The 24,716-nt window shown below is 55.0% G+C and carries 23 protein-coding genes; 13 read left to right on the top strand and 10 right to left on the bottom strand.

Features of this window, described 5'->3' with window-relative positions:
- Window positions 1–186: 186 nt before the first annotated feature.
- Window positions 187–1,044, top strand: a complete 858-nt coding sequence (locus E0L35_RS13460; RefSeq protein ID WP_138800527.1) for an SIMPL domain-containing protein — start codon at window positions 187–189, stop codon at window positions 1,042–1,044.
- Here E0L35_RS13460 and serS read toward each other — a convergent pair.
- Entirely contained in the window at window positions 989–2,266 is a 1,278-nt protein-coding gene (serS, locus tag E0L35_RS13455) for a serine--tRNA ligase (protein ID WP_138800526.1), read from the bottom strand. The genes E0L35_RS13460 and serS overlap by 56 nt on opposite strands.
- A 419-nt stretch (window positions 2,267–2,685) precedes the next feature.
- On the opposite strand from serS, the gene E0L35_RS13450 reads away from it, so the two are divergent.
- From E0L35_RS13450 to E0L35_RS13440, 3 genes are all read left to right on the top strand, one after another.
- Complete coding sequence (locus E0L35_RS13450; protein ID WP_009287993.1) at window positions 2,686–3,933, top strand: dicarboxylate/amino acid:cation symporter; 1,248 nt, start codon at window positions 2,686–2,688, stop codon at window positions 3,931–3,933.
- A gap of 162 nt (window positions 3,934–4,095) precedes the next feature.
- The gene (locus E0L35_RS13445) at window positions 4,096–4,686 is read left to right on the top strand and encodes a DUF4202 domain-containing protein (RefSeq protein WP_022522879.1); all 591 of its coding nucleotides are present in this window, start codon (window positions 4,096–4,098) and stop codon (window positions 4,684–4,686) included.
- Window positions 4,687–4,788: 102 nt separating this feature from the next.
- Window positions 4,789–7,998 (top strand): FAD-binding and (Fe-S)-binding domain-containing protein, encoded by a 3,210-nt coding sequence (locus E0L35_RS13440; RefSeq protein ID WP_138800525.1) that lies wholly within the window; start codon window positions 4,789–4,791, stop codon window positions 7,996–7,998.
- Here E0L35_RS13440 and trpC read toward each other — a convergent pair.
- The 3 genes from trpC to E0L35_RS13425 are packed head-to-tail and all read right to left on the bottom strand — an operon-like array spanning window position 7,995 to window position 10,515.
- Window positions 7,995–8,798, bottom strand: coding sequence for an indole-3-glycerol phosphate synthase TrpC (trpC, locus tag E0L35_RS13435; RefSeq protein WP_022522875.1), 804 nt, complete (start codon window positions 8,796–8,798; stop codon window positions 7,995–7,997). The genes E0L35_RS13440 and trpC overlap by 4 nt on opposite strands.
- A gap of 24 nt (window positions 8,799–8,822) precedes the next feature.
- Entirely contained in the window at window positions 8,823–9,842 is a 1,020-nt protein-coding gene (gene trpD / locus E0L35_RS13430; protein WP_009287989.1) for an anthranilate phosphoribosyltransferase, read from the bottom strand.
- A 37-nt stretch (window positions 9,843–9,879) separates the two neighbouring features.
- Window positions 9,880–10,515 carry an aminodeoxychorismate/anthranilate synthase component II gene (locus E0L35_RS13425; protein WP_009287988.1) on the bottom strand — a complete coding sequence of 212 codons (636 nt, stop codon included), beginning with the start codon at window positions 10,513–10,515 and terminating at the stop codon, window positions 9,880–9,882.
- A 384-nt stretch (window positions 10,516–10,899) separates the two neighbouring features.
- On the opposite strand from E0L35_RS13425, the gene E0L35_RS13420 reads away from it, so the two are divergent.
- Window positions 10,900–11,814: a zinc ABC transporter substrate-binding protein gene (locus E0L35_RS13420; protein WP_022522808.1), complete on the top strand. Its 915-nt coding sequence runs from the start codon at window positions 10,900–10,902 to the stop codon at window positions 11,812–11,814.
- Window positions 11,815–11,828: 14 nt separating this feature from the next.
- Here E0L35_RS13420 and E0L35_RS13415 read toward each other — a convergent pair whose 3' ends face one another.
- A complete protein-coding gene (locus E0L35_RS13415) occupies window positions 11,829–12,572 on the bottom strand; it encodes a phosphoglycolate phosphatase (protein ID WP_138800524.1) in 744 nt (247 codons plus the stop codon).
- Window positions 12,573–12,675: 103 nt separating this feature from the next.
- On the opposite strand from E0L35_RS13415, the gene E0L35_RS13410 reads away from it, so the two are divergent.
- A complete protein-coding gene (locus tag E0L35_RS13410) occupies window positions 12,676–13,974 on the top strand; it encodes an NAD(P)/FAD-dependent oxidoreductase (RefSeq protein ID WP_138800523.1) in 1,299 nt (432 codons plus the stop codon).
- 21 nt (window positions 13,975–13,995) lie between these two features.
- Here E0L35_RS13410 and rpe read toward each other — a convergent pair whose 3' ends face one another.
- Entirely contained in the window at window positions 13,996–14,688 is a 693-nt protein-coding gene (gene rpe / locus E0L35_RS13405; protein WP_138800522.1) for a ribulose-phosphate 3-epimerase, read from the bottom strand.
- Between the two features lie 252 nt (window positions 14,689–14,940).
- On the opposite strand from rpe, the gene cysP reads away from it, so the two are divergent.
- From cysP to E0L35_RS13385, 4 genes are read left to right on the top strand one after another with little or no spacing between them, the layout of a single operon-like run.
- Complete coding sequence (cysP, locus tag E0L35_RS13400; RefSeq protein ID WP_009287983.1) at window positions 14,941–15,951, top strand: thiosulfate ABC transporter substrate-binding protein CysP; 1,011 nt, start codon at window positions 14,941–14,943, stop codon at window positions 15,949–15,951.
- A gap of 26 nt (window positions 15,952–15,977) precedes the next feature.
- Window positions 15,978–16,832, top strand: coding sequence for a sulfate ABC transporter permease subunit CysT (gene cysT, locus E0L35_RS13395; protein ID WP_027958424.1), 855 nt, complete (start codon window positions 15,978–15,980; stop codon window positions 16,830–16,832).
- Entirely contained in the window at window positions 16,832–17,659 is an 828-nt protein-coding gene (gene cysW / locus E0L35_RS13390) for a sulfate ABC transporter permease subunit CysW (protein ID WP_022522802.1), read from the top strand. Before cysT ends, cysW begins: the two co-directional genes overlap by 1 nt.
- Entirely contained in the window at window positions 17,656–18,750 is a 1,095-nt protein-coding gene (locus E0L35_RS13385; protein WP_138800521.1) for a TOBE-like domain-containing protein, read from the top strand. Before cysW ends, E0L35_RS13385 begins: the two co-directional genes overlap by 4 nt.
- A gap of 62 nt (window positions 18,751–18,812) precedes the next feature.
- Here E0L35_RS13385 and E0L35_RS13380 read toward each other — a convergent pair whose 3' ends face one another.
- Window positions 18,813–19,421, bottom strand: a complete 609-nt coding sequence (locus E0L35_RS13380) for an alpha-ketoglutarate-dependent dioxygenase AlkB (RefSeq protein ID WP_138800520.1) — start codon at window positions 19,419–19,421, stop codon at window positions 18,813–18,815.
- A gap of 280 nt (window positions 19,422–19,701) precedes the next feature.
- Between E0L35_RS13380 and E0L35_RS13375 the strand changes: the two genes are divergently transcribed.
- Together E0L35_RS13375 and E0L35_RS13370 are read left to right on the top strand one after the other, a co-directional pair.
- Window positions 19,702–20,604 (top strand): DMT family transporter, encoded by a 903-nt coding sequence (locus E0L35_RS13375; protein WP_022522798.1) that lies wholly within the window; start codon window positions 19,702–19,704, stop codon window positions 20,602–20,604.
- A 293-nt stretch (window positions 20,605–20,897) separates the two neighbouring features.
- Window positions 20,898–21,491 (top strand): YajG family lipoprotein, encoded by a 594-nt coding sequence (locus E0L35_RS13370; protein WP_138800519.1) that lies wholly within the window; start codon window positions 20,898–20,900, stop codon window positions 21,489–21,491.
- A 49-nt stretch (window positions 21,492–21,540) separates the two neighbouring features.
- On the opposite strand, the gene E0L35_RS13365 is transcribed toward E0L35_RS13370, so the two are convergent.
- From E0L35_RS13365 to E0L35_RS13355, 3 genes are all read right to left on the bottom strand, one after another.
- A complete protein-coding gene (locus tag E0L35_RS13365; RefSeq protein ID WP_022522795.1) occupies window positions 21,541–22,173 on the bottom strand; it encodes a thiopurine S-methyltransferase in 633 nt (210 codons plus the stop codon).
- Between the two features lie 54 nt (window positions 22,174–22,227).
- Window positions 22,228–22,863 (bottom strand): TIGR04211 family SH3 domain-containing protein, encoded by a 636-nt coding sequence (locus tag E0L35_RS13360; RefSeq protein WP_138800518.1) that lies wholly within the window; start codon window positions 22,861–22,863, stop codon window positions 22,228–22,230.
- Between the two features lie 88 nt (window positions 22,864–22,951).
- The gene (locus E0L35_RS13355; protein WP_022522794.1) at window positions 22,952–23,281 is read right to left on the bottom strand and encodes a DUF1820 family protein; all 330 of its coding nucleotides are present in this window, start codon (window positions 23,279–23,281) and stop codon (window positions 22,952–22,954) included.
- Between the two features lie 208 nt (window positions 23,282–23,489).
- On the opposite strand from E0L35_RS13355, the gene E0L35_RS13350 reads away from it, so the two are divergent.
- Complete coding sequence (locus E0L35_RS13350) at window positions 23,490–24,713, top strand: hypothetical protein (protein WP_009287975.1); 1,224 nt, start codon at window positions 23,490–23,492, stop codon at window positions 24,711–24,713.
- Window positions 24,714–24,716 lie beyond the last annotated feature (3 nt).

Raw genomic sequence — 24,716 nt, 5'->3', positions numbered from 1 at the left:
TGTCCATATATAATGGCTGCATTCGGCATATTGCACAAACCGTGCAAATAATAAGCAACTGTTTTGCGACCACTCTTCCGTGCTGAACTTTCTTTTCTACTTCGCTTCAAAGCTACGTCTACTTGAATGATTTATACCCGGTTTTAACTTGGCGGCGCCACTGCCCGCTCACTAAGGAAAACATTTATGCAAGCCATACCAGCTAACCTTCAAAAACCAGGCTCTAAACGTTTACGCAATGGCCTACTAGGCGGCGCTCTATTGGCACTCCTTAGCGCTCCTTTTGCACACGCTTCACCGTCAACACCGCCCCAGCCAAGCTTGCATGTTCAAGCGCAGTCTTGGGTTGAGGTAGAACCCGACAAGGCCACCCTGAATGCACGATTGTGGGAAAACACACCCGCCCTTTCCACCTTGGAAGAGAGCGATAGTAGCGCACTTAGCGATGCCCGCGAGCGCTTAGAGACCCGCGCCAGCGAATTAATCGAACAAATGGAAGCCACCGGCCTTGAACGCAATGCCATCAATGCAGGCTCGCTAAATGTCTATCCTGAGCATATTCAAGGGCCACGCAATGAAGATGGCGAGCATGAGACCTTGCAGCGCACACGTCTTGAGCGCCCGATCACCGTCGAACTCACCGACCTTGGTCAGTTAAGCGAGGTGTTAGACGCGCTAATAGCCGCTGGTGTTAACTCATTGGATGGCGTGCAGTTTGACCTACAAGACCGCGACGCTGCCACTGACGAAGCGCTGGTCAAAGCGCTGGAGAAAGCGCAACACAAAGCAAACCTGATGGCCGACAGCTTAGATGCTGAGCTTGGTCATGTGCAGCGCATTGAAGAGACGCAATCACCTATCTTCCAGCCGCGCATGATGGCGATGCGTGCAGAAAGCGATGCCGCTGGCGCCAGTCAATCCAGTGCCGCCAGTGAGTATCGCCCCGGCACCATCCGCATTGATGCCGGGGTTAGCGTTGAGTGGGCGCTTAAAGGGCCAGACGCTCCACGCCGCCCAGATAGCGACGTAGCGGCTCAGGAATAATCACCGAGCCATCTGCCTGCTGGTGGTTTTCAAGCACCGCCAGCAGGCAACGACCAACCGCCAGCCCTGAACCGTTCAGCGTATGTAGCAACTGCGGCTTTTTGGAATCCGGATGGCGATACCGCGCTTGCATACGCCGGGCCTGGAAATCCTCGCAGTTAGAGACAGACGAGATCTCCCGGTAAGTCTCCTGGCTGGGCAGCCACACTTCCAAGTCGTAGGTCTTCGTGGCCCCAAAGCCCATATCCCCAGTGCATAGCGTCACTACGCGATACGGCAACGCCAGTGCCTGCAGGATCGCCTCTGCATGACCACGCATCTCTTCCAACGCTTCGTAGCTCTTCTCCGGCTCCACAATCTGCACCATCTCGACTTTATCGAACTGATGCTGGCGGATCATTCCGCGGGTATCGCGCCCGTGCGAGCCCGCCTCGGAGCGGAAACAGGGCGTATGTGCGGTAAGCTTCATCGGCAGCGCTGCCTGCTCGACAATTTCATCGCGTACAAAGTTGGTCAGCGGTACTTCTGAAGTGGGAATCAGGTGGTACTCGCGCTCATCGTCCAACTTGAACAAATCTTCGCCAAACTTCGGCAGTTGGCCGGTGCCCATCAGCGAATCGCGGTTGACCATATACGGCACGTAGCACTCTTCGTAGCCGTGCTGTTCGGTTTGGGTATCCAGCATAAACTGCGCCAACGCCCGGTGCAGGCGCGCTATGGGCCCGCGCATGACCGCAAAGCGAGCGCCAGTGATTTTAGCCGCCAGCTCAAAATCGAGATAACCCGACTGCTTACCCAGATCAACGTGATCCAACACCTCGAAATCAAACTCCCGCGGCGTGCCCCAGCGGTGCAGCTCGACATTCTCGTCTTCGCTTTTGCCTTCCGGCACGCTTTCATGGGGCAGGTTGGGAATACCGCTGATAGCGTCGTCCCACTCTTCCTGGACGTCGGCTAGCTCGCGCTTGGCTTTATCCAGGCGATCGCCTAAATCGCTGACTTCATCCAGCAGCGGCTGAATATCTTCACCGTTGGCTTTGGCTTTACCAATCGCTTTGGAGCGCATATTGCGCTCATTTTGCAGCTGCTCGGTTTGCGTTTGCAGCTCGCGGCGACGCGACTCCAGCGCCTGCAATCCCGCTTTATCAAGCACAAAGCCCCGCCGGGCCAGTTGTTGAGCAACCGTGTCAAGATCACCGCGCAGCAGTTTCGGATCGAGCATGAATCCTGTCCCTTGGCCTGAAAACAATAAAAGCACCGCGCCAATGCGCGTGCATAAAGGGGTCTATTGTAGGCAAAAGCGCGGCGAGGAGCTATGGCCGGTATCACCAGACGCACGTTTAGCTACGCTAAAAGGCTCCAGCACCAGAGAAGTCAGCACTAGCTAACGCCACACTCCAGTAGCGCGTGGTAAGCCTACGGCGCACCCGCGAATGCAGCGCATAGCGCTGCTAGAAGGTAGCGGCACGTAATAAGTTTGCGCTATCGCTAAGCAAGGTTCAGTTATCGAATCGACTGTATGTGCTATGACCACTAGGCATATCCATCCCAGCCCGTTAGCCAAAAGTGATAGAGTGCCCGCCGATTCGTCTAACGAATCGATAAATAATAGGTTTTAACACTTTTGACAGGAGAAGCGCAGTGCAGGAGACAGCACAGCAAGGAAAGTTTGCCTGGTGGCGACGAATTGCCCTATGGAAGAAGATTCTCGCCGGCTTGGCGTTGGGTATTTTGGCAGGCGCGCTATTAGGTGAGACCGCCAGCGTGTTTAAACCGCTGGGCGATATTTTTATTAACGCCATTATGATGCTGATTGTGCCACTAGTGTTTTCCACTCTGGTGGTGGGTATTACCTCAATGCGCGACCCCCAGAAAATGGGTCGTATTGGCGCGCGTACCATTACGCTCTATTTGGTCACCACCGCCTTTGCTATCTCCATTGGTCTGGTACTTTCCACCCTGCTGCAGCCGGGCGTGGGCGTTGATTTAAGTTTTGACTCTGAAGTGGCCGCTAACGAAGCGCCATCGCTGGTCTCTATTCTGGTTAACTTAGTGCCGCGTAACCCGTTGGACGCCCTGGCCAACGGCAACATTATGCAGATCATTGTGTTTGCCATTGGTTTAGGTATTTCGCTGACGTTGATCGGCGATAAAGGCGAGCCGGTCATGAAGGTCTTCGATAGCTTTGCCGAGGCAATGTACAAGCTCACCGGCATTGTGATGGCGTTTGCGCCCTTCGGCGTATTTGGCTTAATCGCCCACGTCTCCGGACAGTACGGTTTAGAGATATTGCTGCCGCTGGCCAAGTTGATTGGCGTGGCGTACCTGGCCAGCATTCTTCACGTGCTGGTGATCTACTCGGGTTTGATCTCGCTACTGGGGCGGCTAAACCCCATGCGCTATTTGCAGGGCAGTCTGGACGCTATTGTTGTGGCGTTCTCGTCCGCTTCTTCTGCGGGCACCCTGCCGGTCTCTATACGTTGCGCGCAGAAGAACCTGGGCGTTTCCGAAGGGGTTTCAGGGTTTGTGTTACCGGTAGGCGCCACCATCAATATGGATGGCACCGCGCTTTACCAGGGCGTGGTCGTGCTATTCATCGCCCAAATGACTGGCACTGATTTGAGCATGATGGATTACGGCATGATTGTCGCCACCGGCACGCTGGCCTCCATTGGTACCGCAGGCGTACCAGGCGCTGGCCTGATTATGCTCTCGATTGTAATGGCCCAGGTTGGTCTGCCGCTGGAAGCTATCGCCGTGGTCGCGGGGATTGATAGGATCCTTGATATGGCACGCACCAGCGTCAACGTCGCGGGCGATTTAATGGTCACCACGCTGGTAGGTAAAAGCGAGGGTGAGCTCAACGAAGAAATCTACAACCGTCGCTAACTTTAACGCTAGCATTTATAGCGTATGAAAAGGCGTCCGCTGTGCTTAGCAGCGGGCGCTGCGCTTTACCGCCTTTCATAACCTCCCCTCCCATACAGCAGTTGTGATTCGCACGGTTTCTCGGCAACCTATTAGCATCATTTTTAGCCGAGCAACGCAGCTATGCCTACCGCTTTTGATCAAACGCTCATCGCCATCGATGCCCTGCATGCCGAGGATCCGCGCTCCACGACGCTTGCCGATGGCACATCCATGCCCCAGGAACTGGCTTATGCCCAGCGCATGAGCGACTGGCTAGACCGCGTGCATGACGCTCCAGTTGAGGTGCTGCGCTTAGCCGTACGCGCCCAGCACTTACAGCGCTGGTTAGTACCGCGTGAGGAGTACCCCGAAGGGCGCGTAGGCTACTTAACCTGGCGACGCGACCAGGGAAAGCGCGCAGGCGATACCACCGCCCAGCTAATGCGCGACGCAGGCTATGCAGACGAAGATGCCATCCGAGCCGCAACGATAATCGGCAAGAAAGGCCTGGGTCGCGATCCCGATGTACAAGCGCTGGAAGATTGCGCCTGCCTGGTATTTTTAGAGAACTACTTTGCCGATTTCTCGCGCAAGATCGAGCACGACCATATGGTGCGCATTGTGCAGATGACCTGGCGCAAAATGTCACCCCGCGCCCATGCACTAGCCTTGAAGCTACCGATGTCGGATGCCTCATTAGCGCTAGTAAAAGAGGCCCTGGGAGCAGAGTAAGGTGCAGTGCAAAGCGCGACAGTGAGATGCAGCGGGGCAGCCGCTGCGGTAAAGTAGCGGTCTTCTTTTAATGCGCCCCCGGCACTGACGGCTTGATCAACTATGATTGCATCCTTGGACACCCGTACCGCCCCGTTCGAACGCTTGGGCAATGAGTATGTACGTTTTCTGCAGGCGCTTAAAACGCGCGGCTTCGAAGGCGAAATCGCTCCCGACTATGCCAACCGTACGGTGCTGGCAACGGATAACTCGATTTACCAGCGTCTGCCCCAAGCGGCGGTCTACCCCAAGCATGCCGAAGACCTAGAGCGCCTTACCCGGTTGGTCGCGCAAACCACTCACCGCAGCATTGTATTAACGCCCAGAGGCGGCGGCACCGGCACCAACGGTCAGTCGCTCACCGATGGCATCGTGGTGGATGTCTCCCGCCATATGAATCAGATCCTAGAGATCGATACGGAAGCACGGCGGGTGCGCGTTCAGGCGGGCGTGGTGAAGGATCAATTAAACGCCGCGCTCAAACCCCATGGGCTGTTTTTCGCCCCGGAGCTTTCGACCTCCAACCGCGCCACCATTGGCGGCATGATCTCTACCGATGCCAGCGGCCAGGGTAGCTGCGAATACGGAAAAACCCGTGATCATGTGCTGGAGCTCGATACCATTTTGATCGGTGGAAAGCACCTGCACAGCCGCGCTTTAACATCGGACGAAGAGCAGGCTGAGTGCCAGCAGGAAGGCATTCTGGGCCGCGTACATACCACCGCCGCCAATATTATCGACCAACAGCGCGAATTGATTGCAGCCAAGTTCCCGCCGCTCAACCGTTGCTTGACCGGCTACGATTTGGCCCACCTGCGCGATAGCGAGGGGCAGCTCAACCTCAACAGCCTGCTGTGCGGCTCGGAAGGCTCGCTGGGCTTTTTGAACGAGGCGGTGTTGAATGTGCTGCCGATTCCCAAGCACTCCACTCTGGTCAATGTGCGCTACACCAGTTTTATGGATGCACTGCGGGATGCCAAAGCGCTGATGGCCGCTAGCACCTCTTCACAACCTCAGCCGCAGGCGCTACAACCCCAGCCGCAGGCGCTGCGCCCTACTTCCATAGAGACCATCGACGACACCGTGCTGCAGTTGGCCATGGAAGACTTCGTCTGGGACAGCGTGGCGGAGTTCTTCCCGGCGACCGCTAACACGGTGATTCGTGGCATTAACCTGATCGAATTTAATGACGACGATGAGAGCGCCCTCGCCAAGCGGGTTCGCGCCTTCACCGACCACCTAAGCCAAGACACCACCGTTGAGCGCCTAGGCTACACCTTGGCCGAGGGGCGTGGGCAGATCCAGAAAGTCTACGCCATGCGCAAGCGCTCGGTGGGTTTGCTCGGCAATGTGCAGGGCGAGAAGCGGCCGATTCCGTTTGTGGAAGATACCGCCGTGCCGCCGGAGCACTTGGCGGACTTTATCACCGAGTTCCGCGCCGCGCTGGATGCCAGAGGGCTCGCCTACGGGATGTTTGGCCATGTCGACGCTGGCGTACTTCACGTGCGTCCCGCCATCGATATGAAGGATCCCGAACAGGAAAAACTGATTCGCGCGGTGTCCGATGAAGTGGCGGCGCTGACCCAGAAATATGGCGGCCTGCTGTGGGGCGAACACGGTAAGGGCGTGCGCTCGGAGTATTCACCTAAATTCTTTGGTGAGCTTTATCCCAGCCTACAGCGGGTAAAAGCCGCCTTTGACCCCTATAACCAGCTAAACCCTGGCAAGATCGCCTCACCTCTTTCTAACCCGCCCGGGGCCGCGGGCATTTCCACCTCGCCCGACGCTGCGAGTAAGCCTCAAAGCAGCGAGCTAATCGCCAAAGATAGCGACCCCGATCTGTTGACGGTGGATGGCGTATCCATGCGCGGTCAGTTTGACCGCACCATCGATGAGCGCGCCTGGCAGGCCTACGACGCCGCGGTGTACTGCAACGGTAACGGCGCTTGCTACAACTACGACCTTGATGACCCCATGTGCCCCTCCTGGAAGGCGACGCGGGATCGTCGCCACTCGCCCAAAGGCCGTGCCAGCCTGATCCGCGAGTGGCTGCGCCTGCAGACCCAGGCGGGAATCGATGTTGTTGAGGAGTCGCGCAAGAAAAAAGCCGAAGGCGGCTGGGGCTTTATTAAACGCTTTCCGCTGCGGGTGGCGAATACTCTAAGCCGCAAGCAGCACCACGACTACTCCCATGAAGTTTATGACGCCATGGCGGGTTGCCTGGCGTGTAAGTCCTGCGCGAGTCAGTGCCCGATCAAGGTCAACGTTCCCCAGTTCCGCTCGCAGTTCTTGGAGGTCTACCACGGCCGTTACCTGCGCCCGCTGCGCGACTACGTGATTGGCGGCACCGAGTTTATGCTGCCTACCCTGGCCAAAGCCGCACCGCTGTATAACGCCGTGATTGGCCAGCGCTGGGTAGAGCAACTGATGCGCCGTACGCTGGGCATGAGCGACTCCCCGGCGCTTTCACGGGCCAGTGTTAAAAAGCAACTGAACGCCTGGGGCGTTGCCGAGGCAACACCGCTCTCACTGGCCCTGTTAACCGAACAGCAGCGTGCCACTAGCGTGATTATTGTCCAGGATGCCTTCACCACCCACTTTGAAGCCAAGCTGGTGATGGACGTGGTGGAACTGCTCTCGCGCCTCAATCTACGCGTGTTTGTGATGCCCTATTCGGCGAACGGCAAACCACTCCAGGTGCAGGGCTTCTTGGGCGCCTTCGAACGTACCGCCGCCAAGCAGGCCGAGCGGCTACGCACCTTGGCCCGCTTTGATATCCCCCTGGTGGGCATCGACCCGGCAATGACGCTCACCTACCGCCAGGAGTACGTCAAAGCGCTAGGTAATGAGGCGGTGCCGGAGGTGCTGATGCTGCAGGAGTGGCTCACGACCCGCATCAATACGCTAGCGCCCAACCAACTTAAGCTAACCGACCCCGGCTTTAAGCTGCTCTCCCACTGCACCGAGAAAACCAATGCACCGGGCAGCCCTAAAGCATGGCAGCAAGTGTTCGCGGCGTTTGGGTTAGAGCTTGAGCTGGTGGCCACCGGTTGCTGTGGTATGTCTGGCACCTACGGCCACGAAACCCGCAACGCCGCTACGTCCAAAACGATCTACGCCCAGTCGTGGCAGCCCCAGGTGGAGGCCGAAGAAAACGTAGGCAAGTTACTGGCCACCGGCTACTCCTGCCGTAGCCAAGTGAAGCGTTACTCGGAACAATCATTACCGCACCCGCTTCAGGCACTGCTTGTGTGCCTAAAGCAAGCAGGTTAAAAGAACAGCCTTTTCAGTGCCAAGCCTGGATCACTTTCGCGCATAAAAGCTTCGCCGACCAGAAAACCGTTGACGCTGTGGTCGCGCATTAGCTCAACGTCATCGCGGGTATGAATACCCGATTCGGTAATCACTGTGACGCCCTCAGGAATGCGCGGCAACAGATCCAAGGTGGTATTCAGGCTGGTTTCAAAGGTATGCAGGTTGCGGTTGTTGATGCCGACCAGCTTTAGATCCAGTGCCAGGGCACGCTCAAGCTCGTTGGCGTCGTGCACCTCGACCAGCACATCCATACCCAACTGATTGGCCTGCTGGTGCAGATCGCGCAGTTGAGCATCATCCAGGGCGGCAACGATCAGCAGAATACAGTCCGAACCAATCGCCCGCGCTTCACAAACCTGATAGCCATGGGTGATAAAGTCCTTGCGAATCACCGGCAGCGTGCAGACGTCCCGAGCGGCAATTAGATAGTCTTCATGGCCCTGGAAAAAGTCGGCGTCGGTAAGCACGGAGAGACAGGCAGCACCGCCCTGGGCGTAGCTTTTGGCGATATCCGAGGGGTGAAATTCTTCGCGAATAACGCCTTTTGACGGTGAGGCTTTTTTCACCTCGGCGATAATCGCCGGATCACCCGTTGCGATGCGCGTATTAAGCGCCTCAATAAAGCCACGCGGGGTGCTCTGCTGCTCTCCTAACGCGAGCAAATCCGCCTCTGAAACGGCCTGACGGCGCTCTGCCACTTCCTGGTCTTTGCGAGCAAGAATGCGCGTTAAAATAGTCGGCGTTGCCTGTTGAGTCATGGTGGTCTCTTCTTATTTAAGAACTTACTGCTTAAAAACGCTGGTGAAGTGCGAAAGCTCTCTAAGCTTCTCAAGCGGCAGTTTAGAAGCTTGCGCGTCCTGGGCTACCATCACACCCTCTTTTAACGTATCCGCGACGCCCGAACAGTAGAGCGCGGCCCCTGCATTTAGCGCGACCATATCGGCAGCGGCACCTTCACCGGAAAGCGCTGCCTTGACCAAGCGCAGGCTGTCTTCGGCGCTGGCGGCTTTCAGTGTTGCCAAGCTTTGGCGCTCAATACCCAGTTCTTCGGGTGTAATGGTGTACTGGGTAATCTCACCCGCTTTAAGCTCGGCTACCAAGGTGGGGCTGGCCAGAGATATCTCATCCAGACCGTCCTCGGAGTGAACGACCATCACATGGCGGCTACCCAAGGTTTGCAACACTTCCGCCATCAGCGGCACCAGCTCCGGCGCGTAAACACCCAGTACCTGATTGGGAGCACCAGCAGGATTGGTCAACGGGCCCAAAATATTAAACAGCGTGCGCACGCCCATTTCGCGGCGGGGGCCAATGGCATAGCGCATGGCCGGATGATGATTAGGCGCAAACATAAAACCTACACCCACCTGCTCGATACAGCGCGCTACCTGGTCAGGCTTGAGATCCAGGTAGATACCCGCCACATCGAACAGATCCGCACTACCCGATGAAGACGAAACGCTTCGGTTGCCATGTTTGGCCACATGGGCACCAGCGGCAGCGGCGACAAAACTGGCGGCGGTGGAAACGTTAAACAGGTTGGCACCATCGCCACCGGTGCCGACAATGTCCACAACGTTTTCAGCACTCAGTTCAACGCGCTTCATCAACTCGCGCATTACTTGAGCAGCGGCGCTAATTTCCTCGGCACTTTCACCTTTCATGGCGAGGCCTACTAACAGGCCACCAATTTGTGCATCGCTTGCATCGCCGGTCATAATCTGACGCATCAAAGCGTGCATGGCATCGAAAGAGAGGTCTTCGCGGCGCATCACCGCATTAATCGCATCTCGCATTTGCATGAGCAGAGGGGCCCCTAAAAGCGTGTGAAACCGGCTATCAGCCGCGTTTTAAAAAGTTGGCCAACAGCTCATGGCCTTGGCGGGTAAGAATCGACTCGGGGTGAAACTGCACCCCTTCAATATCCAACTCGCGGTGACGAAACCCCATGACTAAACCGGGGGTTACGTCGTCATCACCTGTCCAGGCAGTGATTTGTAAACAGTCGGGCAGGCTCGCTTTATCGACCACCAGGGAGTGATAGCGGGTAACCTCAACCGGGTTATCCAGCCCTTCAAACACGCCTTGGTTAGCGTGCAGCACAGCGGAGGTTTTACCATGCATCACCTGCGGCGCGTGCACGACCTTGCCACCATACACTTGGCCAATCGCCTGATGGCCCAGGCAAACGCCTAAAATAGGCAGCTTGCCTGCAAAGTGTTTGATGGCGGTCATGGATATGCCCGCCTCGTTGGGAGTGCAGGGCCCAGGCGATACCACCAGGTGTGTCGGCGCCAGCATTTCGATCTGCTCAATGGTGATTTCGTCATTGAGGTGAGTGATGACTTCGGCACCAAGCTCACCCAGGTACTGGACAATGTTGAACGTGAAACTGTCATAATTGTCCAGCATCACCACTTTTTGCGCTGACTGTTCCTGTGATGGCTGTTTATGCACCGACTGAGCTTGCGCCATTGCCCCACTTACTCCGTTGTGTCATTTCGACCACAGATTAAACCGTTAATGGAGTGATGATACCGCAACCGAGCACTTCCTTGCAGGGGTTAAGTGTCAACCAGCCCCCTCCCCTTTAGACCACCAGCGCTATGGGCGATAAATCACAGCTTTGGGGATGCCACACCGATGCCGCGAATAAGAAACCGTTCAGCCAGTCATAAGGCACGCTATGCTTAGGAGTGTAATACTATTCAGCATAGTGGCACTTTTCACTTGAGGGAATCCTCCCTTGGGTAATACTTCTTGCGGCCTCGCATTGCAGTGGAACTGGCAACGGGCCACCGCAGTCTTTATTATCTGCCGTCTTTTTCGATAGTTTTTTTAGCCAGTTAGGAGCGTGGGATGTCAAAGTGGTTTACCTGGGTGTGGGCGCTCTTATTCGTCGCGCTGATAAGCGCTGCGCCAGCTTATGCCAACACAACGCTGCGCGTAATTGCCTCCTTTTCAGTCATGGAGGAGCTGGTCAAACGAGTGGCGGGTGACACTGTCAGCGTCAATGTCATTGTGCCACGGGGAGAAGATGTTCACCGTTGGGAGCTAACCCCACCCAACGTACTGGCGTTAGAAGAGACGCATATTGTGTTTTATAACGGGCTTGGACTAGAGCCTTGGATACGCCATGTTGAGGCGATGTCTGACGACCGGCTAACGCTAGTGGAAGTGGCTAAAAAGGCCGACTATACGCCGCTGACGATTTCCACCGGGCAGTATAAAGGCGAGCCAGACCCGCATATGTGGATGGATCCAGAGGGCGCTGCAGCCTACATCGATGTCATTGCTGAGACCCTGGCCGAGCATCTACCCGAGCAAGCCGATGCGTTTTATACCCGCGCTGATGAGGCACGCAAGGCGCTGAACAATCTTAACCAAGCGGTAAAAGAGCGGCTTGAAGGTATTCCACAAACTAACCGCACATTACTAACCAGTGAGGCAGGTTTTGGTTATTTTGCCCGCGCCTACGCCTTTGATGCTCAAGGGGTGTGGGGGGTTAACCACGAGACCCAAGGCAGCGCCCAGGCAATGGCCAAGATCAGCGAACAGCTTGCCGAGAAACGCCCCCCTGCGCTGTTTTTTGAAAGCACTACACCTAGTATCCATATGGACGCCCTATCCAGGGAGGCTTCACTGCCCCTAGCAGGTCCGCTGTATGTCGACTCGCTGAGCGGTGAAGATGGCCCCGCTGCCAACTACGCGGACATGCTGCGCCATAACGCTGAAGTGATGCATACCGCGCTAGGGGGCGCCACGGCCGAGTAAGCGACCGACCAAGCCTAGTCAATGACCTTTGTCGGTCGAGGTGCGTTCAACAGCAACTCAGTTAACGAACTGAGTACTAGGTCGGGATGGCTATTCTCTATCGGCTCCCCATGGTTATAACCATAGGGCAGCGCCAGAGTAGTAAAGCCTGCCGCCTTTCCAGCCGCCATATCGTGACGTGAATCGCCGACCATCACACATTCAGTTGGCGGTATTTGGCAATAGTGCGCAGCGTGAAGCAGCGGCAATGGGTGGGGCTTCTTTTCGGCCAAAGAATCACCGCCGAGACATAGGGTAAAATAGTTCAGCAGCTCGAAGTGATTTAACAGCGGCTCAATGAAGCGTTCGGGCTTATTGGTAATCAGCACCAGGGTCATACCTTGCTGGTACAGCGCCTCTAGGGCTTGCTTTACGCCAGGGTAGAGCGTTGTCAGGGCATTAGGTGCAGCGCCGTAGTGCCCCATAAACGCATCATAGGCGCGCTGTTGCAGGCTAGGTTCTGGCGGGGCTTGCAACGCCCAGGTCAGAGCTCGTTCCACTAATACCGGCGCGCCATTGCCCACCCAATCCCGTACCTTTGTCTCATTCGGCTCAGGTAAATCCAGCTCGCTTAACGTGCGTGCCACGGCGGCGGCAAGGTCGGGCACTGAATCGATCAGCGTTCCGTCCAAGTCGAAGGCAATTAGCCGTTTTCCCTGTAGCACTGGGTGTCGTTCTGAGTAGTGACTTGGATGTATTTTCAATGCGCTCTGCCCCATTTTGATTTAAAAACCATTTTACCTGCTCAAAGCAAACGTTCGCATTAGTCAGACGCATCAGAACCTTCTATGCTGGGGCTAATTTAGTTAAGGAGGTAGTGATATGCCCACTCCCAGAATCGTGATTGTCGGCGCCGGTGCTGGCGGCTTAGCCCTTGCCACACGATTAGGCCGCACCTTGGGTAAGCGCAAACGCGCAGAAATTGTGCTGCTAGACCGCAATACCACCCACGTATGGAAACCGCTGCTCCACGAACTGGCCACCGGTGTACTGAACTCCAGCATGGACGAGGTGGATCTTCGCGGGCATTCATCGGCTCACTTCTACCGTTATCAGCGCGGTTCGCTAACCGGCATTAATCGCGAGCAACAGACGCTGCAATTAGCGCCGATTCATGATGAAGATGGGCAAGAGGTACTACCCGCCCGCGAGCTTGCCTATGACTATCTGGTCATGGCCATAGGCAGCGTTTCCAACGATTTCGGCACGCCCGGCGTGACAGAGCACTGCCACTTTATTGATTCACCCGAGCAGGCCAAGGTGTTCCAGCGCGATATGATCAACACCTTTCTGCGCTATACCGACCCCAACCTACGCCAGCATACTCAGTTAACCATTGGCATCGTCGGCGGCGGTGCAACAGGGGTAGAGCTTGCGGCCGAATTATTTGACGCTTCGCGCATGCTCAATGCCTATGGGGTGACGTCCGTTGACCACCAGCAAATCAGCGTACACCTACTGGAAGCGGCGCCGCGCTTGCTTCCAGGGCTTTCCGAGCGGGTCAGCCAAACTGTCAAAACAGAGCTTGAGAGCATGGGGGTAACCGTCCATACCGATACCGCCGTTAAAGAAGCTCAGGCGCATCAGTTGATCACCGGTGACGATGAAGTGATCAAGACCGATATCAACGTGTGGGCAGCGGGTATCAAAGCGCCGCCGTTTTTGGCGGAGCTAGGCCTGACAACGAATAAGAAAAACCAAATTGAAGTAAAAAGCACCCTACAAAGCGTCGATGATGAGAAAATTTTTGCTCTAGGCGACTGCGCCAGTTGCCCGATGGGTGAAAGCGGCACGGTGCCTCCTCGCGCCCAGGCGGCTCACCAGCAGGCTAAGCTGCTCGCCAAAAACCTGGTCAATAAACTGGAAGGCAAACCGCTAGCCGATTTCCGCTACCGCGATCACGGCTCACTGGTATCGCTGGCCCGCTACGATGCGGTAGGTAATTTGATGCGAAGCTCCGCCTCCCGCGGCCTGTTTTTAGAGGGCTGGCTGGCTCGCCAAGCCTATGCATCGCTCTACCGCATGCACCAGCTCTCTATTCATGGGGTGCCGAAAACGGGGCTGGCCTGGCTGGTCGATAAGCTTAATCGTTACTTAAAACCGCGCATGAAATTGCACTAAACGACACTCGACACTGACTTTTTACTTGGCCAGCGCCGCTCGCATCTGCTTGATCACCGTGTCATAGCCGTGCGGGTCGGTGGCTTGGTAGGCGCTGAAAATGGCGGATCCCGCCACAAAGGTATCGGCGCCTGCTGCGGCGATCTCGGCGATGTTATCCACTTTCACCCCACCATCGATTTCCAAGCGCATATCAAATTTTGAGGCATCAATGCGCGCCCGTGCTTCGCGCAGCTTGTCCAGCGTGCCGGGGATAAAGGATTGCCCACCAAAACCTGGGTTGACGCTCATCAGCAGCACCATATCGACTTTATCCATCACATAGTCAAGATAGGAGAGCGGCGTGGCCGGATTAAATACCAGGCCGGCTTTACAGCCACCATCACGGATCAACTGCAGCGAGCGATCAACGTGCTCAGACGCTTCCGGGTGAAAGGTGATATAGCTGGCGCCCGCCTCAATAAAGTCGCTGATCATGCGGTCTACCGGTTTAACCATTAGATGCACGTCGATGGGCGCCGTGACGCCATGCTTACGCAGCGCCTTACACACCATGGGCCCAATGGTCAGGTTGGGCACATAGTGATTATCCATGACGTCGAAGTGCACCACATCCGCGCCTGCAGCCAGCACGTTATCCACCTCCTCACCCAGCCTGGCAAAGTCAGCCGATAAAATAGAGGGGGCAATCAAGAAATCCTGCGCAGCGGTCATATTCCATTCCTGCTTATCAATCAGTAGACGAAGGGTAGACACTCGATATACCCGCGAGTGTGCGGGCAAGAGAGCAAAGCCAGGCTGCTATCTTATCAGAGCCGCTTAACAGAACCACGTATCCGCGTCGCGCATCTCATCACACACATATTCTTAAATAGAATATAAAGCATGATTGTAATTCCACATTGATAGATTTAACCTTGCCAATATCGCGATACTAAGCGCTTACTGTTTTTAAGGAGTTTCTCTATGGCACTGCCAACAATTTTCCGCCGCAGCCTGATTGCCATTGCATTAGGCGTTACGGTAAGTGGAACCGCCGCCGCCCAAGAGCGTGAACTACTCAACTCGTCTTACGATATCGCTCGCGAGCTGTTTGCTGCGATCAACCCTGAGTTTCAAGCCTGGTGGCAGGAGGAACACGGTGAAGAGATTGCCATTAGCCAGTCTCACGGCGGCTCTTCCGCACAAGCCCGTGCCATCCTTCAGGGTTTACGTGCCGATGTGGTGACCTTTAACCAGGTGACCGACGTGCAGGTACTTGCCGATGCTGGGCTGGTGGCCGAAGATTGGCAGGATGCGTTTGAGAACAATGCCTCCCCCTACTACTCCACCACCGCCTTCCTAGTGCGTAAAGGCAACCCTAAAGGAATTGAGAGCTGGGACGACTTAGTCAAAGAAGATGTACAGATGGTTTTCCCCAATCCGAAAACCTCGGGTAACGGCCGCTATACCTACTTAGCCGCCTGGGGCTTTGCCGAGAACGAGTTCGATGGCGATGAAGAGCAAATCGAAGAGTTCATGCGCACTTTCCTAGCCAATGTGGCGGTATTCGATACCGGCGGTCGTGGCGCAACCACCAGCTTTATCGAGCGTGAAATTGGCGATGTACTGATTAGTTTCGAGTCTGAAGTCAACAACATTCGCAAAGAGTATGGCAGCGACGACTACGAAGTCATCGTGCCACCCGTTAGCATCCTGGCCGAGTTCCCCGTTGCCGTTGTTGGTGAAAATGCTGAGCGCAACGGTAACAGCGATTTGGCCCAGAGCTATCTTGAGTACCTCTACACAGAAGAAACTCAACGCCTACTGGCAGGCTTCAACTACCGAGTGCATAACGAAGCCGTGGTCGAAGAGTTCGCCGACCAGTTCCCGGAAACCGAACTGCTTGAAGTAGATGAAGTGTTTGGTAGCTGGGATGAAGCCATGGAGACCCACTTTGAGGGTGGTGGCCTTCTCGACCAGTTACAGCGCCGCTAATATTCACTCATGAGCCAGCCTGAACTATGAGTCAACTTGCCTCCTGGCGAACCGGCAGCACCCGAGTGCTGCCGGGTTTTGGCCTTTCTATGGGTATCAGCGTACTGTTTATCTCGCTGGTGCTACTACTCCCTATTACGGGCCTGTTCGGTCAGTTAGCGGAGCTTAGTTTTGCCCAATACTGGGCGATCATCACCGAAGGACGCGTGGTTGCCAGCTATATGGTCACCATTGGCGCGGCAGCCGTTGCAGCGATTATCAACGCCATATTTGGCTTATTGCTGGCGTGGGTGTTAGTTCGCTACGAGTTCCCTGGCAAGCGCTTACTCGATGCCTTAATGGACCTCCCCTTCGCGCTACCCACCGCAGTGGCAGGCATTACGTTGGCAACCCTTTATGCCAGTAGCGGCTGGATGGGTGGATTGCTGGAGCCGCTAGGGTTTCAAGTCGCTTATACCTGGGTGGGCATCGCCCTGGCCATGGCCTTTACCAGCATCCCGTTTGTGGTGCGCACGGTGCAGCCGGTGCTGGAAGATATGCCAGTGGAAGTCGATGAAGCCGCTATGTCATTGGGTGCTACCGACGGCGTGGCCTTTCGCCGCGTGATCTTGCCGCATATCTGGCCTGCCTTGGTGACCGGCACGGGGCTGGCGTTTGTTCGTTCGCTAGGCGAGTTCGGAGCGATCATTTTTATCGCCGGTAATATGCCTTACGAAACAGAAATCACCGCGCTGATGATTTTCGTCAAGCTGCAAGAGTATGACTATGCGGGGGCCTCGGCGATTGCTTCAGTGGTGCTGTTTGTCTCGCTGGCGCTGCTACTGGCCATTAATATTTGGCAGGGCCGCTTTGTGCGCCGTCTGCATGGAGGTAAGGGGTAATGCGTCGAATTGGTGATGCGCCGCTTATCCGGCGCCTGCTGATAAGTGCCGCCCTGGTGCTATCAGCACTGTTTTTACTGCTGCCGCTGGTGGCCATTTTTGCTCAGGCATTCTCCCAGGGCGTTATGGTTTTCTGGTCGAATGTCAGTAACACCTTCACCCTGCACGCGATTGGTCTGACGCTGATGATTGCGCTACTAACCATTCCCGTGTGCCTGGTATTTGGCGTTGCCCTGGCGTGGCTGGTCACGCGCTTCAGCTTTCCTGGGCGGCGCATTTTGCAAACGTTGATCGATATCCCCTTTGCGGTCTCTCCCGTTGTCGCGGGTCTGATTTACCTGCTGCTGTATGGCCGCAACGGCTGGATCGGCACTTGGCTGGACGGCCATGATATTCAGCTGATGTTTTCTTGGCCGGGCATCCTCATGGTGACTATTTTCGTTACCTGCCCCTTTGTGGCCAGGGAACTGATCCCGTTGATGCAGGCCCAAGGCTCCCGTGAAGAAGAAGCAGCCGTGACGCTTGGCGCTTCTGGCTGGACGACCTTCCGTCGCGTTACGCTGCCCAACATTCGCTGGGCACTGCTGTACGGCGTTATCCTTACCAACGCCCGAGCAGTGGGGGAGTTTGGCGCTGTCTCGGTGGTTTCCGGGGCGATTCGCGGTAAAACCAATACGCTACCCCTGCACCTTGAGCAGCTGTATCAGGATTATAACGCCGTGGGGGCGTTTGCCTGCGCGGCCCTACTCGCCTTTATTGCCCTACTGACGCTCGCCGCCAAGGCCGGGCTGGAATGGCGCGCAGCGCGCCGGGAGGCATTTGCATGAGCATTCATTTACATAACATCGCTAAGCACTTCGGCACTACCCAGGCGTTAGAGCCGATCAACCTGGATATTCACGAAGGCGAGCTGGTCGGCCTGCTTGGCCCTTCGGGCTCGGGCAAAACGACGCTGCTGCGGATTATTGCCGGCTTGGAAAATGCCGACCGCACCGCACAACCCAGCAAGATTTTGTTTGGCGACCGCGACGTGACCAATGTACATGTGCGCGACCGGCGAATTGGCTTTGTTTTCCAGCACTACGCGCTGTTTCGCCATATGAGCGTCTACGACAACGTGGCCTTTGGCCTGACCGTGTTGTCGCGTAAACGCCGCCCCAGCAGCGGTGAGATTCGCGCCCGGGTGTTTAGGCTACTTGAAATGGTCAAGCTGGAGCACCTCGCCAACCGCTACCCTGCTCAGCTTTCCGGCGGCCAGCAGCAGCGAGTATCGCTAGCCCGCGCCTTGGCAGTGGAACCGGAAGTACTGCTGTTGGACGAGCCTTTTGGCGCACTTGATGCCAAAGTGCGCCAAGAGTTACGCCGCTGGCTGCGCCACCTGCATGACGAGTTCAATTTCACCAGCGTCTTTGTCACCCACGACCAGGAAGAGGCGCTGGAGCTTTCCGACCGCGTCGTAGTCATGAGCAACGGCCGTATTGAGCAAATTGATACTCCCGATGAGCTCTACCGGGAGCCCAAAAACCGCTTTGTGTTTGAGTTTTTAGGCGATGTAAACCATCTGGAAGGCAAAGTGACCAACGGCGTACTCACCTGTGGCGACGCCTATTGGCACGTGGATCTACCCGATGGCCATGAAGAGCTACTGCTACGCCCCCATGAAGTGCGGCTAACCGAGCAACCCACCTCTGAGAGCCATCTACCGGTCACTATCACGGCGATCTCACCGGTGGGCGCGGAAGTGCGCGTGGAGCTAGAGGCGGATTGGCTCGCCCAGCCTTGGCTGGCTACCGTGCGCCATACTGACTTTGAGCACTTGGCGCTACGCCGCGGGCAACGCTTATTCGCCCACCCCCGCCACTGGCGACGCTTTCCCAAAGCTGAGTCGAAAGCGACGGAGCAAAGCCGCGTGGCATAAAGCTGCGGAAGCGCTAGCTGCCCTAAATGGAGCAGCTAGCGTTGACGTTTCATCGCATTAGCTCAAAAACGCATTTGCCTAAAGGTCAGGCTCACCCGTGGCTCAACATCTTTCTTGGTTTTAGGCAGGCTATGTAGCCAATTTTTCTGTGTGGTGCCTTTCATAATTAACAGACTGCCGTGCTCTAGATTAAGCGACACGCTCTCCCCCGTTGGCTTATGTTTAAACGAGAATTTCCTTGCGCCGCCTAGGCTCAACGCCCCGATTGATCCACTCTCAACAAGGTCTTTTTCGGCGTCACTGTGCCAGCTCATGCCTTCATCGCCTGAGCTATAAAAATTACCCAGACACGAATTAAACATCTCCCCGCAGTGGCTCTCCACCACCTGCTTAATCTCTCGTAAAAAATCAGGCCATACTAACGCCATCTTTGCATATCCTGAGTATGTATAGGAAACCGGCTTATCCGCATACCAGGCTATTTTCCTCTTTGTAACGATCTCTTTGCCGTAAATAAACGCACGATCATGCTCCCAGGTTAATTCCCTTAGGCACTTATCCAGATACATATCGGCGGTAACTGTATCCAAGACTTTACCGTGGTAGTAAACCTCACCATCCCTTGGAAGCAGATTAATCAACTTCATATCGTCGTTTTCAAACAGATCCATTTTCACCCCTCTAATGCCCGAAGCCGCGGAAAGCGGCGCCAGCCGCCCCGTGGCACGAAGCCAACCCCGACGCCTCAAACCATAAGCCTTCACATTCCGGTTTAAAAACACGTAACAAGAGCAAGAAACGGGTTTTTTCGATGCTATCAAAAGCCAATACTGCATTGCCATGGAGTAAAAAACCAAGAAACACCCTGACCACTCCAGATAAAAAACTTAAAAAAACCAACCATCACTTAGCGGCTTGAGGCTAAGAGAAAATCTTGAAAAGGGACATAAAATGAGAGCAATAGATTATATACGACTGCTGTCGCTAGCCGCTATCTGGGGAGCAAGCTTCCTTTTTATGAGAATCGCCTCACCGGCGATAGGTCCAATCAACACAGCATTTTTTAGAGTCTTTTTTGGCCTCATTGGTTTGGCTTTTATCATCGTTATCATACGTAAAAGCCTGGCGTTCAGAGGCAAACTAGGCAAAATTTTGATTTTGGGTGCTATAAATTCAGGCATCCCATTTCTTATGTACAGCATAGCAGCAACACTACTACCTACTGGCTATTCAGCGATTCTAAATGCGACAACGCCTTTAACAGGTGCCATGATTGGCTTTTTTATCTTTAGCGAGAGTTTAACTATAAAAAAATGGCTGGGCGTAACGCTAGGAATTGTTGGCATCACTGTTATCACCACTGTGGGTGACTCAAGTATCGTTGGCAACATCTATATTGGCGTGGCTGCCTGCATGATAGCCACTATTGGTTACGGCTTTGCTGGCTTTCTTACCCGCAAGTGGATAACCCAACAGGGTGGCCTGGATTCAACGCTGGTTGCGTTTGGCAGTCAAATAGGCGCTACCGCTTTTCTCAGCCCTTTTTTGCTTTGGAATATTTCATCTGGCCCCAGTATCGACTGGCTTCAAGGTGATGTGTGGATCAGCCTGTTCGCAGTCGGCTTTTTATGCACCTCCCTCGCTTATATCCTTTATTTTAGATTGATTGCCGACATTGGGCCGTTACGGTCACTCACCGTTACATTCTTGGTGCCACCCTTCGCTGTGTTATGGGGCTTTTTAATCCTTGATGAAACGATTTCCAGCGGATTCTTACTTGGCTCTTTGATCGTTTTACTTTCCGTTTGGCTAATCGTGAGTCCCGATTCTCAAAAAAACAGCCTAACGAGCTAGGGTTTGTACGAAAAGTCGGCGAGCAAAGACTAGACAAGGCAAAAATCAACGAGAAAGCGGAGATTACGGGGTGTAAATGAGCATTTCGAGGCGATTTTTAACGCGGTATTGTCGAGCGCAGGCAGTTTTCGTACAAAGCCTAGCTTGTTTCACTGCTTTCTCATTCACAACGGAGTGCAAAGGCAATATACAGTGAGACATCGGAAGTGATTGAGTAAAGCCACATCGCCAGAACATACCGCCAACGCGCTACCCGCGTTATACTGGCGTTTTAGCCATAGCGGAGGAAGATCATGCTTCGGCGTCACTTTTTACGGATTTCGGGTGTCCTGCTTGCCAGTGCATGGCTTGCTGGTTGCGCAAGCCCCCAATACTTACAGCTCAGCCCTGAACGCAGTGTCCAGGTGCCGCAAGTTGGCTCAGGCCAGCAGGTGACTGTGATTGCCCAGGACGGACGCGAGAGCGACATTATTGGCAATCGAGCAGGTGGTGGTATGTCGACGGCGCATATTACCGTGAGCAGCCACGAGTTAATTCCCCGTCTCCAAGAAGAAGCTGAGCGCGCGGTACGCGATATGGGCTTTAGCCCCACCACCGAGCAGGCCGAAGGCCGCCCAAGCTTAACCCTGGAACTTGCCAGCCTGCACTACGCCCGTGGCGACAGCGGCCAGCCACTGGTAGATGAAGCACGTCTTGAAGGCGTTTTCCGCGCTATTGCTAAAAACAAGGGCACTACCTATACGGGCACCTACACCTCGCGCCGTACCCAGGGCTACGCCCTTAAGCCCGATGCCGACAGCAACGCACGGATGCTTAGCGACCTACTTAGCGATGGCATGAACCGCGCCTTTAGCGATCCAGAACTGGCCAATTTACTCGCACGCTAAGATTACCCTTTATAGAAACACCTCTGACTCGGGCTGCGCCTCTTTACTCCTAGAGCCGCGGCCCGCGTCGTTCAAGTGCCCATACGCTTTCCGTTCGGCCACGCTCATCAGGGCTACCCTGTTCCAGAAACGTCAGCGTGAAGTTGGGGGTGAACAGGCTTTCGATTTCGCTGTTGGGCACGCTATAAGGCGGCCCAGCACTGCCCTCAGGATGCGACAAACTAATCAGCAACCCCTTGGCACCAGGCGGCACCAACTGAGCAAGGTGAAACGCATAGCGCTGCCTTGTTGCAGGTGGCAACGCTATCAGCGAGGCGCGATCATAAAATGCCCCGATCTCGGCGGCTTGCTGGATATGCAGGTGAAAAAAGTCCCCGCACCATAGCTCCACGCTGCCTTGGCGGGAAATCGTAAAATCTGCCTGACGGTAGCGGGATACCGATGTGCTGCGCTGAGCCAAAAACTGCTCAATGGCTTCCGGGGCAAACTCAATTCCCAGAACGGGATAACCCTCGTCTGCCAACCAGCGCATATCAAGGCTTTTACCGCACAGCGGCACCAATACCTTGGTGCCTTTAGCAACGCCGAGCGACGCCCAATGACGCAGCAACGCCGGGTGTGCCTGCTGCAGGTGAAAGCCTATACGCCCTTCTTGCCAGCGCTTGCGCCATTGATCGCTCATTATTTGGCCACCGTGAAGTCGATTGCACTAGCGAAGAGGAGGCTTATCGCGCCGTTAAAACCAGCGGTCACGCTTTTTACGCCGCCGCGGTAGGTGCGGCACAATCAGTCCCACCAACAAACCTGCGCCAGCCACACCGCCGCCATACATGAAGTAACGCATCAGCAGGTCTTCTTCCTGGGTTTCCAGCCGCGCTTGGAGCGCCCTAACTTGCCGGCGGGACTGCTCCGCTTGCGCATCCAGCTCTTGGTTGCTGGCCTCAAGCTCGGCAATGCGACGCTCGCGCAACTCAAGAGTCTCAGTCATTGAGGCCGTACGCTGTTCCCAGGTTTCATTGATACCCTCAAGCTCGGCGGTGAGTTCCTCTACCTGGGCTTCTAACGCAGGTAGCTGTTCAACCGCACTGGGTGTTTCTTGAAGCTCATTGCTCAACACCCAGACCGCGTTGCCATCACTGTTGCGCACTCGGGTGTAGTCACCGCTGGTTTCCAGCACCTCTACCTGCTCGCCTGCGTTGAGCGTGCCAATAATGCGGTAACCATCAGTTGGGCCGCTGCGCACATAGGTGCTCAGTTCATCGGTCACCCAGGCTTGGTTAGCAGATTGGGCAGTGGCATTGAGGCTGGTAACACTGAGTAAAATGCCAGCCGCAGCGGCGTAATTTCGATAACGAGTTCTATTTACTAGCATGACATCATGTCCTGATTAAAAACGCTGCAAGGCGGACGAAGCCAACAGCGCTTATCGCCTAACTTAGCGGTGCGCTTGTCTCATACGCTTACCCTTCTCCGCGCGGGGGCAACGGAAAGGGACGGGGGAACTCCGCTACCCGAGTATCGGTTTTGACCGCTTTCAATGGTCCTTCGCGCTCTACTTCATCAATGCGCACAATCGCATTTAACGGTAGGTAGCTACGCTTGACGCCATCGAAGGTTCGTTGCAATTTTTCAGTTGCAGGGTCAACCACTACCCGTGAAGCATCGTCAAAGACAAACTCCTCGACTTCAATAAAGCCCCAGAGTTCGCTTTGAAAGATTTCTCGGACGTATAAATCCCAAATTTCACCCTGCTGGTGGACCACCACACGGTAGATCGGCTTGGCCGCCATCTTGGCCTAATCCTCTTGCCATTCGTACATTAAAAGTTGAACCGCCTAGCTTACCATATTCCCATCGCCGCGCCTTTAGGCTTAACCCTTAGCAAGCTTAGCGTTAATACGACGGACAAAGCGCTCATTAGCCGGGCATGCGCCTCTCATGTATGGTAGCTAGCGTGGTTTAGCAATAATATTTTTTCACCAAGTAGGAGTCATCAACATGCAGAAGGATCCAAATAAGGGCTATATCGCTCTGTTAGGCTGGAGCCTCAATGCGATTGAAGCGGCCGAAAATTTTGACCGTCGCTACATTGTCGTTGCACCTGATTGGGCGGAAGAGTATTGCCAAAAACACGACATTCCCTACGTGCCTTGGAATTTCGAGCGACTCAATGACCGCTCGATGGAAATTGCCGAGACGCTTAAAGAGAAAGGCGTCGATGTCGCCATTCCACTCTACGAAGAGACCGTTGAGTGGGCCGGGGCCATCAACTCTGTGCTACTGGATAACCCGCGCCTTTACGGTCAGTCGTTGCTGCTACGCGATAAAGCGTTGATGAAGCGTCGCGCCCAACTTGGCGGCATCCGCGTGGGTATCTTTGAAGAAGCCCACGATAAAGAAGATGTCGTGCGCTTCCTAAAGCGCGTTAACCAGACACTGCTTAAGCTGGACGGCGACCCCAACGACCCGATTCACCTTAAAGCGTTTGATAAAGCAGGCTGTCTTGGTCATCGCGTTATTCGTACCCCAGATGAAGTCGATACCATCCCGGAAGAAGAGTTCCCGGTACTGATGGAATCGCACCTGGATGGCTGGGAATTTGCCGTTGAAGCATGGGTTCACGATGGCAAAATCGCTTTCTTGAACATCTCAGAGTACGTGACGCTGGGTTACTCAGTGTTTGTGCCCGCATCGCCTGAACTTGAGATTTACCGCGAGCAGATCACCCAACAGATCGAGAAGTTAATTAAAGCGTTCGACATTGAGTTTGGCTTGATCCATCCGGAATACTTTGTCACCAGCGATGGTGAGATGTACTTTGGCGAAGTAGCTTACCGTCCGCCCGGCTTCAAGGTATTCGAGCTGCTAGAGCGTGTTTACGGCTTCAATGCTTACCAGGCTTCCATGCTGGTGTTCGACCCGAAAACCACGAAAGAAGAAGTGGCCACGTTTTTTCCGAAAGAAGTGGTCGATGCCGATGGCTTTGCCGGTTGCTTTGGCGTTTACCCCCGCCGTCGTGTGGTCAGCCGCTTGGAAATTCCCGAAGAGACCGAAGATCACCCCTACTTCGAGTCTCATGAGCTAACCTCACCAGTAGAAGAAACCGTTACTAAACGCACCGCGTTTGGTACCCATTGGGGTCTGGTCTACTTCAAAGGCGAGGATGCGCATACGATTCGCGATCTGCTAAAACGCCAAGAAGACCTCGACTTCTATGTATAATCC

It is taken from the genome of Halomonas sp. ATBC28 (assembly GCF_005937175.1).
In the GTDB taxonomy this organism is placed as follows: Bacteria; Pseudomonadota; Gammaproteobacteria; order Pseudomonadales; family Halomonadaceae; genus Vreelandella; species Vreelandella titanicae.
This window is presented reverse-complemented; position numbering and strand designations above follow the sequence as displayed.

Coding starts and splice junctions, on each gene's coding strand:
- E0L35_RS13375 (WP_022522798.1), top strand. CDS start 19,702: ATGAGAGCAATAGATTATATACGACTGCTGTCGCTAGCCGCTATCTGG.
- E0L35_RS13360 (WP_138800518.1), bottom strand. CDS start 22,863: ATGCTAGTAAATAGAACTCGTTATCGAAATTACGCCGCTGCGGCTGGC.
- cysP (WP_009287983.1), top strand. CDS start 14,941: ATGGCACTGCCAACAATTTTCCGCCGCAGCCTGATTGCCATTGCATTA.
- trpC (WP_022522875.1), bottom strand. CDS start 8,798: ATGACTCAACAGGCAACGCCGACTATTTTAACGCGCATTCTTGCTCGC.
- E0L35_RS13415 (WP_138800524.1), bottom strand. CDS start 12,572: ATGGGGCAGAGCGCATTGAAAATACATCCAAGTCACTACTCAGAACGA.
- E0L35_RS13425 (WP_009287988.1), bottom strand. CDS start 10,515: ATGGCGCAAGCTCAGTCGGTGCATAAACAGCCATCACAGGAACAGTCA.
- E0L35_RS13380 (WP_138800520.1), bottom strand. CDS start 19,421: ATGGATCTGTTTGAAAACGACGATATGAAGTTGATTAATCTGCTTCCA.
- E0L35_RS13365 (WP_022522795.1), bottom strand. CDS start 22,173: ATGAGCGATCAATGGCGCAAGCGCTGGCAAGAAGGGCGTATAGGCTTT.
- E0L35_RS13460 (WP_138800527.1), top strand. CDS start 187: ATGCAAGCCATACCAGCTAACCTTCAAAAACCAGGCTCTAAACGTTTA.
- E0L35_RS13385 (WP_138800521.1), top strand. CDS start 17,656: ATGAGCATTCATTTACATAACATCGCTAAGCACTTCGGCACTACCCAG.
- E0L35_RS13355 (WP_022522794.1), bottom strand. CDS start 23,281: ATGGCGGCCAAGCCGATCTACCGTGTGGTGGTCCACCAGCAGGGTGAA.
- E0L35_RS13410 (WP_138800523.1), top strand. CDS start 12,676: ATGCCCACTCCCAGAATCGTGATTGTCGGCGCCGGTGCTGGCGGCTTA.
- E0L35_RS13440 (WP_138800525.1), top strand. CDS start 4,789: ATGATTGCATCCTTGGACACCCGTACCGCCCCGTTCGAACGCTTGGGC.
- cysW (WP_022522802.1), top strand. CDS start 16,832: ATGCGTCGAATTGGTGATGCGCCGCTTATCCGGCGCCTGCTGATAAGT.
- E0L35_RS13350 (WP_009287975.1), top strand. CDS start 23,490: ATGCAGAAGGATCCAAATAAGGGCTATATCGCTCTGTTAGGCTGGAGC.
- trpD (WP_009287989.1), bottom strand. CDS start 9,842: ATGCAAATGCGAGATGCGATTAATGCGGTGATGCGCCGCGAAGACCTC.
- E0L35_RS13420 (WP_022522808.1), top strand. CDS start 10,900: ATGTCAAAGTGGTTTACCTGGGTGTGGGCGCTCTTATTCGTCGCGCTG.
- cysT (WP_027958424.1), top strand. CDS start 15,978: ATGAGTCAACTTGCCTCCTGGCGAACCGGCAGCACCCGAGTGCTGCCG.
- rpe (WP_138800522.1), bottom strand. CDS start 14,688: ATGACCGCTGCGCAGGATTTCTTGATTGCCCCCTCTATTTTATCGGCT.
- E0L35_RS13445 (WP_022522879.1), top strand. CDS start 4,096: ATGCCTACCGCTTTTGATCAAACGCTCATCGCCATCGATGCCCTGCAT.
- E0L35_RS13370 (WP_138800519.1), top strand. CDS start 20,898: ATGCTTCGGCGTCACTTTTTACGGATTTCGGGTGTCCTGCTTGCCAGT.
- serS (WP_138800526.1), bottom strand. CDS start 2,266: ATGCTCGATCCGAAACTGCTGCGCGGTGATCTTGACACGGTTGCTCAA.